Source organism: Paenibacillus sp. FSL R7-0272, from assembly GCF_037969905.1.
GTDB lineage: Bacteria > Bacillota > Bacilli > Paenibacillales > Paenibacillaceae > Paenibacillus > Paenibacillus polysaccharolyticus.
Genome location: NZ_CP150221.1, coordinates 5,928,735 through 5,941,776, shown reverse-complemented (window position 1 = coordinate 5,941,776; position 13,042 = coordinate 5,928,735). Strand labels below are relative to the sequence as shown.

Genomic DNA, 13,042 nt, shown 5'->3' with positions numbered 1-13,042 from the left:
TATTTCACAACCATAACCATGTTTATTAAACTCATTATTTTATATACTCCAAGGAGGAACTCTCATGAAAATCGCAGTCATCGGATGTACACACGCAGGAACAGCAGCTATCGTAAATACCGCCAAATTATACCCGGATGCCACCATTACTGTATATGAACGCAATGATAATATCTCTTTCCTGTCATGTGGTATTGCGCTCTACGTAGGTGGAGTGGTCAAAGACCCTGACGGCCTGTTCTACTCTTCGCCGAATCAATTGGCAGATCTCGGGGTAGTGACCAAGATGCTTCACGAAGTTACAGCAGTGGATGCCAAAGGCCACACCTTGCGGGCTAAAAATCTGCAAACCGGGGAAGAATTTGAAGATACATTTGATAAACTGATCATGACTACAGGTTCATGGCCTGTTGTGCCGAAGCTGGAAGGCATCGAGATGGATAACATCCTGCTTTGCAAAAACTACAATCACTCCAACACTATTATCGAAAAAGCCAAAGATGCGAAACGTGTTACTGTAGTTGGCGCAGGATACATCGGTGTGGAACTGGTCGAAGCATTCCAGATGAACGGTAAAGAAGTGACGCTGATCGACAGTGTGGATCGTATTTTGAACAAATACCTTGATCCTGAATTTACAGATGGAATTGAAGATACGCTCACGAATAAAGGCATTAAACTGGCTCTCGGTCAAACCGTACAGAAATTTACGGGCGAGAACGGCAAGGTAACCAAAGTCATCACATCCAAAGGGGAGTTTGAGACTGACTTGGTCATTCTTTGCATCGGATTCCGTCCAAATACGGAGCTGCTTAAAGGCCAAGTGGATATGTTGCCAAACGGTGCAATTATCGTCGATAAATATATGCAAACTAGTCAGGAAGATGTCTTTGCTGCAGGTGACAGCTGTGCGATCCACTACAATCCAACCGGCAAAGCGGCTTACATTCCACTAGCAACAAACGCCGTGCGGATGGGTACACTCGTAGCGAGAAACCTGGTTCGTCCAACGACACCTTATATGGGAACACAGGGCACATCGGGCATCAAAATTTATGAGCAAAATATTGCAGGAACAGGAATGACCGAGATGTCTGCTAAAGAAGAGGGGCTTGTTGTCGAATCGGTTGTTCTGGAAGACAGCTACCGTCCTGAGTTCATGCCAACGGCTGAGAAACTGTTGCTTAAAGTGGTTTACGAACAAGCGACTCGCCGGATTGTCGGTGCACAGGTAATGTCACAAGTGGATCTGACGCAGTCGATCAATACGATCTCGGTTTGTATTCAGAACAACATGACGGTGGATGAGCTGGCGTTTATCGACTTCTTCTTCCAACCGCACTACAACAAACCTTGGAACTTCCTGAACACAGCAGGTCTGCAAGCCCTGCCTCCGGTAGAGGTTAAAGCGCCTGCGCTGGTGTAAGTCGTGAGGTGAGTCATGAATGTAGGCGGCTAGCAACGATATTAAATTTGGGTACATCATAAAATAAAGACAGAAGGAAGGCTGGCGATCATATCGTCAGTCTTTTTTTTTTGTCGTCTAAGTAGCAAATTGAATCATCTTCTTAGATTACTTTGTGATTATTTGCACAAAGTTTTCGACAAGGTCGAGATACAATAAAACCATAGATGAATTCAATGATTTGCGAACGGATAGAAGACAAAGGAGAGGATGACATATGGCGACCAAAACACCTCTGGAGGTTGCACAATATACGGCGCAGGCTGGTGTTAAGAAAGCACAGAATCCGGTTTCTTCTGTGCTGATTCTTGGTTTCCTGGCGGGAGCCTTTATTGCGCTTGGGTTTCTGCTCGATATTCGCGTAATTGCATCTGCACCAGCGGAGTGGGGGAGCATTGCAACGTTTATCGGAGCGGCGGTGTTCCCGGTAGGTCTGATTCTGGTTTTGATTGGTGGTGGAGAACTGTTAACGGGCAATATGATGGCTGTACCGCTCGCTGCAATCACAAGTAAAATCTCTCCAGCCAGCATGTTGAAGAACCTGCTACTTGTGACCGTGGGTAATCTGCTCGGTGCATTGTTTGTGGCCTTTTTCTTTGGTCATGTGCTTGGGCTCACCGCAGAGGGTGTATACCTGAGCAAAGTTGTCGATATGGCAGGACACAAATTGCATGACAGCTTCCTGCAGGCTTTTATTTCAGGCATAGGCTGTAACTGGCTGGTAGCGCTGGCTGTCTGGCTGTCTTATGCAGCCGATACGATGAGCGGTAAAATTCTGGGCATTTGGTTTCCAACGATGGCGTTTGTGGCTATCGGATTTCAGCACGTTGTGGCCAACATGTTTCTGATTCCAGCGGCGATCTTTGAGGGGCACTTTTCCTGGGGCCAGTACGTCATGAATTTTATTCCGGTTTGGCTAGGTAATTTAACGGGTGGAGCGTTGTTCGTAGCGGCTGCGTATTGGATGGTATATCTGCGTAAAACAGAGTCAGCGGCCAAGCCGGAGACGGTTGTTCCTGCTATGGTTTCTTCAGTGGAAGCAGAAGGTAGAGCGATGTGGAGTAAACAGGCGTAATTTATGGGAGAGTCGACACTTAGGAGCATTGTAGCATCATATTTGTAAGAATACGGAATAACGAAGTGAGATGATGCATTTCATCGCTTCACGACAGGGTTGATCGTGGGGAGATGGGAGGGGGTCATCTTTTTTTTGCCCAAAATTAAATTCGCCATGACAAGGTTCGGGGGAACGAAACCTGAGCATGGCGAATTTCGGGAGTGGTCCATGATATGGCATGAGGAGGAAGTGGGGAAACACCAGCCTAATGCCTTGTTCTTAATTTACCCTTCGATTCAAAGATTGAATCATAGGCAAAAAACTTTTTTCAAAATTAAAATTTTCGAATGGAATGAACGGTTTGCACACACAATGTGCTCTCCAGCAATGATGAAGATTTGGCCGATTCATTCTGTTCTCTTTACGTTATAACCCTGAACGGGATATGATATAGGGATAGCTATTGAAAGAGGGGGAGCCCAATGATGATTGAACAGGAGAATGGTGTATTTCCAGCGGTATGCCCGCTCGATTGTCCAGACACATGTGGTCTGCTATTACATAAAGAAAACGGTAAAATTACGAAGGTCACCGGTAATCCGGATCATCCGATTACGAAGGGTGCAATCTGTAATAAAGTTCGAAATATGACGGAGCGGGTGTATCATCCGGGGCGTCTTCAATATCCGATGCGACGTGTCGGCGCCAAAGGTGAAGGCAAGTTCGAGCGTATCAGTTGGGACGAAGCGATTCAGGAAATTACAGGAAAGTTCAAAGACTTGTCTGCAACGTATGGACCTGAGAGCATTCTCCCTTATAGCTTTTACGGCAATATGGGTGTGCTAGGTGTCGACGGCATGGATCGGCGTTTCTTCAATGCGCTAGGCGCAAGCGTGCTGGAGCAGACGATATGTAATGCTGCTGGTAACACAGGCTGGAAATATACGATGGGAGCCAACCACGGCACGTTGCCTGAGGATACAGAGCATGCGGACCTGATTGTGGTGTGGGGTGGGAACATTGTCAGCACCAATATGCATCAGGTTGTACTGGCGGAGAAGGCTCGTAAGAACGGTGCCAAAATCGTTGTCATTGACGTTCATCGTAACCGGACGGCTCAGTGGGCAGACTGGTTTATTCCGCTCTATCCGGGTACGGACAGTGCGCTGGCACTGGGAATGATGCATGTGCTGTTTGAGCAAGGACTGACGAATGAAGCATTTATGCAAAAATATACCGTGGGACACGAAGCGCTACGCGAGCATGTCCGTAGTTACACACCGGAGCGCGTAGCACGCATTACAGGCGTGCCGGAAGAAACGATTGTGGAGCTGGCACAGCTCTACGGAAGAGCGCAGGCCGCTCATATTCACATTGGCAATGGCTTGCAGCACCATGACAATGGGGGCATGAACGTGCGCAGCATCGCCTGCTTGCCTGCAATTACAGGGCAGTGGCTGAAGCGCGGCGGCGGTGCAGTTCGCACGAACAGCTACGGGAGCACCAACGGTGACGCGCTCGAGCGGCCTGACCTAAGGCAAAATGCCAATCCGCGGGTCGTAAACATGAACCGGATTGGCGAAGCATTGCTGGAGGCGGAGCAGCCGATCCGGGCTATGTTAGTTTACTGCAGCAATCCACTGGTGGTAGCACCGGATACGGAACGAGTGGAGCGAGGTTTTGCACGGGAAGATCTGTTTACTGTGGTTCATGACCTGTTCATGACGGATACGGCAAAATATGCAGATATTGTGCTGCCAGCGACATCATCTTTTGAAGCAACAGACCTATACCTGTCCTACTGGCACCAGTATGTCCAGCTACAAGAGCCGGTGATCGCACCAATCGGCGAGAGTAAAAGCAATGTGGAGCTGTTCTCGTTACTTGGACAAGCCATGGGTTATGATGCGGACATCTTTGGTGAGAAGCCGGAGCAGATGATTGAGAATGCACTTCAGGGCACGGAGAACCCGTATATGAACGGGATTACACTGGATCGTCTGAAGCAACAGCGGTTTGTGAAGCTGGACATGTCGGTCCACGAATCTTTCCTGGAACATCTGCCTACGCCATCAGGCAAGATTGAATTATACTCCGAGCAGATGGAACAGAAGGGACTACCGCCATTACCGACATACGCCGCGCTAGTTGAAGGTTTTGATGGAGAGAATCCTGCTGGGCCAGATGAAGCGTATCCACTGATGTTTGTATCTCCTCCAAACCATAATTTCCTGAACTCCAGCTTTGGTAATTCAGCTAAACATCAACGTTTGGAGAAGATGCCGCTACTGCAAATTCATCCAGAGGATGCGGCTCGCCGCGATGTGCAGGATGGCGATGCCGTTGTGGTGTGGAATGAACGCGGACGTATTGAACTGACTGCCAAAGTGACGGATGCCATGCTTCCGGGAACGGTCATCAGCCAAGGACTGTGGTGGGACGGCGAGGGCAAAAAACAGCGCTCCAACTCGTTGACATCCAGCCGCTTGTCGGATATGGGGAACGGTGCTACCTTTTTCTCGGCCACTGTTGAAGTGAAGCGGCAATGAATGTGCTTGCAGCCAGATAGTTTTGATGTAATATAGATTCATATTATAATATCTTTAACTTACAGGCTTCCGCCGTGGCGAGTTGTGCCACGTGTGCGGGAGCTTTTTGTGCGGACAATGGTAAGGGTATGTCAGGCTAGAAGATGTAAGGAGTATGGGTAAAATGTTGAGATGGCTGGATAACTATCCAAAAGAAGTGAAAGTGTTTTTGCTGGCAAGCATGGTGAGTGCCACGGGTAGTGCTCTCATGTGGCCGCTGACGACTATGTATGTATTCGACGAGCTGGGGCGCACGATGGCAAACGCAGGTTTTGTTATTTTGATTCAATCTCTGGGTGGTATTTTTGGACAGCTGCTTGGTGGCTCTCTATACCATCGTGTAGGTGTGAAAAAACTAATCATTGGTTCGCTTGCACTAAACGCGGCAGGATTGTTCGCATTGCCTTGGATTAGCGCGTACTGGGTTGTTTTTATCTGTGCAATGGGTTGGATTGGGTTATTCAGTTCATTATCGTTGCCTGCAATTCAAGCGTTTATCGGCTTCCGGTTTGCCGAGCGGCGCGGAGATCTGTTTAACATTATTTATGTGGCGAACAACATCGGTGTGGCGATTGGAACGGCGCTTAGCGGATTTCTCGCTGACTTTTCGTATCATCTGAGCTTTGTGTTAAACGGGGTGACCTCAGCAGGATTTGCAGTGTTTTTCTGGTTTTATCTGTCCCGGGCGGAGCCGGAGCAGGGAGAAGTACAGCTGACGAAACGCAAAACCGTACCAGACGGTCCGGGCATCTGGACACTGCTGGGGAACACTCGGCTGTATCTGTTTATGAGTCTGGGCGTGTTGTTCCTTTTATTTGGAAACTCGATTTGGAATACAGGCGTATCCCCGTATATTATTTCAGAAGGATTGGAGAAAAGAATGTACGGTCTGCTCTGGACACTTAACGGTGTGCTGATCTTTGTGGGGCAACCATTCACCAGTTGGATAAAACGTACGATGGCTCGTACCTCCAGCGCCCAGATGACAGCGAGTGCCGTATTTTATGGGCTCGCCTACATTGTTATGATCACGATGTACAATTATCCGGGCATGGTACTTGCGATGGTGCTCGCTACTTTCGGAGAGATGTTAATCTCACCGGCAACACCGGCATTTATATCGGAGCATGCGGGGAGGGCAGCCCCTTTTTACATCGGTGTCTCGGGCGGAATTGGAGCGGTTGGACGTGTAATCGGTCCGTATGCGATGGGGGTTATGTATGATAGACAGGGCTTAATCCCTGTAGCATGGCTGGCAACCGGGACGGCTGCAATAGCTCTGCTTGGATTTGTACTACATGCTGCGCTGAACCGTAACCGGGAGACTCGTGAATACGGCATGGACGCATAGGTTTCTAAGTGAAACGGACAAAATGAACATACTGAATCTAAACAACAGAGACGACTGAAATAATATAGATTCTAATGAACTTATCTCAAAATGAGATTGACAAAAAAGTTTATATATGCTATAATTTACATATAAAAACTTTCCGTATATACTAAGGTTCTCCTGGCCAGGGGGACCTTATTTTTGTTGATACGGGAGGAACATGTGATGAGCGAGAAGAAGGAGTCCAGTATAACGTCTCTGATTTCAGCATTTGCCCGAGCCTACCATATGGAGCATGATGAACCACTTATCTTTAATGATTTTGTAAGTCGAAAACTGATCACTTCAGAAGAGTTCGCAACAATTAGCGAAAACATGATACGAGGCATTCATTTCTTTCACCCGGATGCGGATCATCAGTTCAGGGGTGATTCAAATCAGATATTAAAATGGATAACCCAAGTCCAGCTGTCACCGATCACGCTGGCTCGCTCTGCCTATAGTGAACAGGTGATGCTGCAGGAAGCTGCGCTGGGCGTGAAACAGATGATTGTTCTTGGTGCCGGTATGGACACGTTTGCGTTTAGGCACCCGGAATTGGGGGATGAGTTGGACATATTCGAGGTAGATCTCCCATCGGAACAGCAGTTAAAGAAAGAGCGTTTGAGGCAGGCAGAGCTGGTTATTCCACGCAATCTTCATTTTGTACCCATGGACTTCACCCGTGAGATGATTCGTACGGATTCTTGGAGCAGCCTATTCCGAGATGTGAGAACCATGTTTACACTGCTTGGCGTTTCGTATTATTTGCCCAAAGAAGACCTCTGTCGTTTAATTCATCACGCGTTTGCACCTCTTCCAGCTGGAAGTTCAATCGTGTTTGATTATGCAGATGAACATCTCTTTCAGGAAAAGGGCAAATATAACCGTGTCGAAAACATGGTCAAAATGGCTACGATGGGGGGCGAACCGATGCTATCCTGCTTCACGTATGAAGACATGGAGCATCTGCTGGAAAAAGCAGGTCTTCTCATCTATGAGCATCTATCCCCTGAAGAAGTACAGGAGCGGTATTTCAGTCAACGAACAGATGACTTGTCTGCTTTTGAGACGATTCATTTTATTCATGCGGTAAAAAAGTAATCTGATCCCGTGTAAGTCTCATTCGTTAGATCGTTTGACTTGCTTTATATGGATATTTATCTATAATCTTTATTTTGATCTTAGGTTGGATTTTTAAGGCTGATCTTGGGACAATTTGAGGTATAGGCTCTCCTATAAAGCAAGTCCTCTTTTTATAATCATTGATGCTGAACATAAGCGTTGAAGCCTATGTGAGGTTCAAAGTGAGATATGAACGTATTGAATATGTTCTTCTTTTCTGCGAAAATCAAATAAAATGGTTGAAATCGCTATCACTAGCGACTATAATGAAAATGTCGAAACGTTTCAATCTGTTGTGTAGAGCAGATTTCTCAATATTTCTTTTTATATGATTAAGAAGAATTTGATTACGAAGGAACGATCATGACTACAGTTTTGTTTGTACTCCAGCAGAGAGACAAGAAGGTTGAGCATGAATTATTTTTTTGGAAATACCTCGAAACGTTTCGATCCATAATTGAAATGGTTGAGAAACAACTAAAGATTTATAATAATAGTACAACCATAACATACTTTAAAGGTACCCTGAAACATCATCTCAAAATATATGCATCACAATGAATAGTAACTATAATGGAACAGAGAACAGGACGAAATAGTCATGGACGAGTGAAGCAAGAAGGGGCGAACTAGGAATGGCAACGATCAAGGATGTGGCAAAGCTGGCGGGTGTAGCACTCTCCACTGCTTCCTATGCATTGAATGGGGACAGCAAGGTTAGTGCCAGGACCAAAGCCAAAGTGCTTGAGGCAGCACGGGAACTGAATTACCGTAAAAACGGCTTTGCCATGGATCTGAAACGGAGCCGGACCAATACCATCGCGCTAATCTTGACAGACTTGTCGGGACCTTATTACTCCGAGTTGATTCGTAGTGTGCAGGATGTGGCGCTGGCGAACGGGTATGACCTGATTGCGTGCAGCTCGATGGGTGGAGGGGATTCAACGGCCGTACGTTTTTTGCGTGAAAAAAGAGTGGACGGAGCCGTTGTTCTGGCTCATAACATCGATGATGATATCTTGGTTCAGTCTGCCGGGTCGCGATTCCCCATTATTGTCATGGATCGACAGCTATCTGGCGATCATCTTGTTAGCGTACTGGTGGATGGAGAGCAGGGAGGATATCTGGCGACTCGCCGTCTAATTAGAGCGGGGCATGAGAATATTGCTTATATCAGCGGACCGTCCAATTCCTATGATAATGCGCTACGTTACCAGGGGTATCTCCGAGCGATGCGGGAAGCAGGCCTTACCGAAAAATCCAAGTGGCGTTTGAACGGCAATTTTGTGCGCGAGGGCGGTTTCAGCGCGACCAAGATGATGATTATGCAGGGAGAGCTGCCGTCAGCAGTGTTTTACGGAAACGATGAGATGGCTATAGGTGGACTGAAGGCATTTGAAGAGAGCGGTATTTCGGTGCCGGGAGATGTTTCCGTTATTGGATTCGATGATATCCAGCTGTCTGAATATATTCAACCACCGCTGACCACGATTCGTCAGCCGAAGCATGAGGCGGGATCACTGGCCGGGCATCTGCTGTTCCAGATGTTGAATGGAGAGAGTGTTAATCCATCCTACACATTAACGATTGATCTGGTAGAGCGCGGGTCCGTGGGGTCTCCTTAAGGTCGAGAGTAGGAAATAAGGTTACCGAGTTTGCATCATGGTATGTAATATTGGTGGCAACTGGGGCAGTAGATGCAAAAGGCGGAGCAAGTATTCATCACAGCAAGACTTGGCTAAGATGGATACATAACGACGAGAAGTGTGATCTGTAAGTGAACACAATGTGTTACTTGTATTACAGCATGAGGGTTATCGTTGGAACGGGTCGGGAACGACCGGTTCAAAGGGAGCCCTATTCTTTTTCAAAAATATCGAAACGTTTCGATTTTAAGTCGTAAACTAATTTAAGGAGTGATAGAGAGATGGCAACAACTATGAATGAAACGATTCGTCTGGCAGCCGGAGAAGTCACATTTACTTTTTTGAACAGTGGAGATTTGTATCAAGCCACTTCCGGCTCAACCATGCTGAATCAACTACTTAGCAACCCGATTGATGGGTCTTTGAATAATCTATACCTGCGTGTATACGGAGAAAATGGGGAGATTCTTTCCTTCCCTCTCCTCGGCGTGCATTCCGGTAGCCAAGTATCTACGAGCAAATTACATGCAGACCATCAGCTGATCTGGACAGGCAGTGTGCAACCGAACCCTGCAGGACAGGCGATCCAGTATAAAGTTGTATTTACGCTTGCCCCGCAAGGAATCTGGTTCTGGGATGTGAAAATTACAGGACAACAGCAGCGTGTTGATGTGGTGTATGGACAAGATGTGGGACTTGCTGATCCGGGCGCAGTACGTAGTAATGAAGCCTATCTGTCGCAATATATCGACCATACGGTATTTGAGGATGTTGCAAAAGGTTATGTGGTATGTTCACGTCAAAACCAGCCTCAGGGCGGCGTTTTCCCTTATATGCAACAAGGCTCTCTCACCAAAGCAGTGGGCTACTCGACGGATGGGTTCCAGTTCTTCGGACTGTCTTACAAAGAAACCAATCAACCTGAAAGCCTGAGTCGTTCGTCTCTGGCAAACGAAACTTACCAGTATGAGTTCGCTTATACTGCATTGCAATCCGAGTTGTTGGAATTGAACGGTGAGGCACAGGTTGTTTTCTACGGACTGGCGAAGCCTAACCATGCATCGGGTATTTCCGCACTGGAGTATGGAGATGAAGTTGCAGCAGCATGGAACGAAGTACAGGCTTTGAACGCAGAACAAGGTGAAGTATTTGAACAGGTGAAACTTTCCTCGTCTCTGGGTGAGCCACTGGCGGCACTGGATCTGACGCAGGAAGAGATTAACCAGCTGTACCCTGACCGTCATCAGGAAGAACGTAGCGGGGATCAACTGTTGTCCTTCTTTACCGAATCTTACGAGCATATCGTATTGAAAGCCAAAGAACTGATGGTGGAGCGTCCACACGGACATATTCTGATGAGCGGCGGTAATGTAAAACTTGGTGCACAGGTTATTACAACCACCTCGTATATGTACGGAATGTTTAACTCACAGCTTGTCATTGGTAACACCAATTTTAATAAAATGATCAGCAATGCCCGCAATGCTCTGAACGTGCCAAAAACGGCCGGACAACGCATCTATGTTGAGATCGATGGGCAATATCGTCTGCTGACGATGCCGTCTTTGTTCGAGATTGGGTTTAACTATGCTCGCTGGATATACAAAATGGAGTCCGATACACTCATTGTGACGAATTACACAACGACGCATTCTACGGAAGTACGCATGAATGTGCGTTCTACAAGTGGCAAAGCTTATCGTTACCTGGTGACGAACCAGGTTACGATGAACGTGAATGAGTACGAGTATCCACTGCACATGACGCAGGATGGTAGCACATTGATTTTCAAAGCGGATTCGAAGTCTCTGAGTGCAGGAACGTATCCTGAGCTGGAGTACCGCATGACGGTTGAAGGTGCCTCTGTACAAGCCGGGGACGAAACACTGCTTGCCAGCGGTGTTCGCAGTGGTGCTGCTTCACTCGTAACGTTAAGCTTAGAAGAGACTGCGGAATGGACGCTGAAGGTTCAGGGCATGCTGGAAAGTCAGGTGACTGCTGGTGCTGACACAGCAACTTCTACTCTTTCTTTTGAAGAAGAAGTGCAGGCATACCGTGAGTTCTTTGCAGGTGTCATGAATGGTTTCCGTTTGTCCCGCGGCGAGAGCCAAAATGCAGAAGATTTGTTCAAAGTTAATGCCCTTGCTTGGTGGTACACGCATAATATGCTGGTTCACTACTCTGTGCCTCATGGTCTGGAGCAATACGGCGGTGCGGCATGGGGTACACGTGATGTGTGCCAAGGTCCGGTAGAGTATTTCATGGCCGCTCAAAAATATGAGCAGGTTCGCGATATCATCAAAATGGTGTACACACACCAATACGAAGATGATGGTAACTGGCCGCAATGGTTTATGTTTGACAAGTACTTTGCGATTCAACAGGAAGAGAGCCATGGCGATATCATCGTATGGCCGCTGAAAGTGCTGGCAGATTACCTTACTGCGACAAGCGATTATGCCATTCTGGATGAGAAAGTGCCTTATACAGTTAAACACAGCTTTGGATTCACAGAAGAGACAGCCACCGTACTGGATCACGCGAAAAAAGAGATCGAGTACATCCGTGCACACTTCCTGCACGATACGTTCCTCTCCTCCTATGGAGATGGAGACTGGGATGATACACTTCAACCAGCCAATGCACAACTCAAGCAATACATGGTGAGTAGCTGGACGGTTGCCTTGACGTATCAGTCCGTGAACGTGTTGTCACAGGCATTGAAATCTAAAGACGAAGCTTTTGCAGAGGAGCTTGCAGCACTGGCACAGGGCATCCGTGATGACTTCAACCGTTACATGCTGGGCACAGATGTGATTCCAGGCTTCGTGTACATGGAAGAGGCAGATCAAGCGAAGCTGATGCTGCACCCGACAGATACCGAGACAGGCATTCAATACCGCCTGCTGCCAATGACACGCAGCATGATCGGCGAACTGCTGAACGCAGAACAGGCTGAGTCACACTATGCACTCATTCGTGAGCAGTTCCTCTGCCCGGATGGCGTACGTCTGATGAACCGTCCGGCGCAATATGCAGGCGGCGTGAGCACACACTTCAAACGTGCAGAGCAAGCGTCCAACTTCGGACGTGAGATCGGTTTGCAATATGTGCATGCCCACATCCGTTACGTGGAAGCGATGGCGAAGCTGGGTAAAACGGATCAAGTGTGGAACGGTCTGGCGATGATCAATCCGGTGGGGATCCGCGAGGTTGTACCTAACGCGGAGATTCGTCAAGCGAATGCGTACTTCAGTAGTTCGGATGGCAAGTTCAACACCCGCTACGAGGCGCAGGAACATTTTGACCAGCTTCGCAAAGGGACGGTAGAAGTGAAAGGCGGATGGAGAATCTACTCCAGCGGCCCTGGAATCTATATGAACCAGTTGATCTCGAATGCACTCGGTATTCGTCAGGAAGGCGGTAATCTGGTCATTGACCCGGTACTGCCAGCTGAGCTGGATGGCATGCAATTCGAATTCGAATATGCAGGCACGCCGGTGACGTTTATCTACCACCTGAATGGGAAAGCTGTCAGCCGTGTAACGGTGAATGGCAAAGACGTGGCTGGGGAGCGTACAGTGAACCGTTATCGTGAAGGCGGGGTATGCATCTCGCTGGATGCGTTCAAAGAAGTAAGCGGCGCGGCTGAGCGTACGATTGTTGATATTTATATGTAAACTAGTCATTGCTGTCCTCTCTAGCGAGACCAGCAATAAGAGCCAACCTCCTTTCGGAGAGTTGGCTCTTTCCTATATCATTCGTGTTTTGCAGGAGGTTGTTGTCAGA

The 13,042-nt window shown here is 47.6% G+C and carries 7 protein-coding genes; all 7 read left to right on the top strand.

Features of this window, described 5'->3' with window-relative positions:
• The first annotated feature begins 64 nt into the window (after nt 1–64).
• Nucleotides 65–1,426 (top strand): FAD-dependent oxidoreductase, encoded by a 1,362-nt coding sequence (locus MKY23_RS26095; protein ID WP_154984481.1) that lies wholly within the window; start codon nt 65–67, stop codon nt 1,424–1,426.
• Between the two features lie 256 nt (nt 1,427–1,682).
• Nucleotides 1,683–2,540, top strand: a complete 858-nt coding sequence (locus MKY23_RS26090) for a formate/nitrite transporter family protein (protein WP_339833264.1) — start codon at nt 1,683–1,685, stop codon at nt 2,538–2,540.
• A 467-nt stretch (nt 2,541–3,007) separates the two neighbouring features.
• Nucleotides 3,008–5,071 (top strand): molybdopterin oxidoreductase family protein, encoded by a 2,064-nt coding sequence (locus MKY23_RS26085; protein WP_339839720.1) that lies wholly within the window; start codon nt 3,008–3,010, stop codon nt 5,069–5,071.
• A 166-nt stretch (nt 5,072–5,237) separates the two neighbouring features.
• A complete protein-coding gene (locus MKY23_RS26080; protein ID WP_339839717.1) occupies nt 5,238–6,461 on the top strand; it encodes an MFS transporter in 1,224 nt (407 codons plus the stop codon).
• A gap of 207 nt (nt 6,462–6,668) precedes the next feature.
• Nucleotides 6,669–7,586 (top strand): SAM-dependent methyltransferase, encoded by a 918-nt coding sequence (locus tag MKY23_RS26075; protein WP_339833261.1) that lies wholly within the window; start codon nt 6,669–6,671, stop codon nt 7,584–7,586.
• Between the two features lie 656 nt (nt 7,587–8,242).
• Nucleotides 8,243–9,232: a LacI family DNA-binding transcriptional regulator gene (locus MKY23_RS26070; RefSeq protein WP_339833258.1), complete on the top strand. Its 990-nt coding sequence runs from the start codon at nt 8,243–8,245 to the stop codon at nt 9,230–9,232.
• Nucleotides 9,233–9,534: 302 nt separating this feature from the next.
• Nucleotides 9,535–12,933 carry a cellobiose phosphorylase gene (locus MKY23_RS26065; RefSeq protein ID WP_339833255.1) on the top strand — a complete coding sequence of 1,133 codons (3,399 nt, stop codon included), beginning with the start codon at nt 9,535–9,537 and terminating at the stop codon, nt 12,931–12,933.
• Nucleotides 12,934–13,042: the final 109 nt, after the last annotated feature.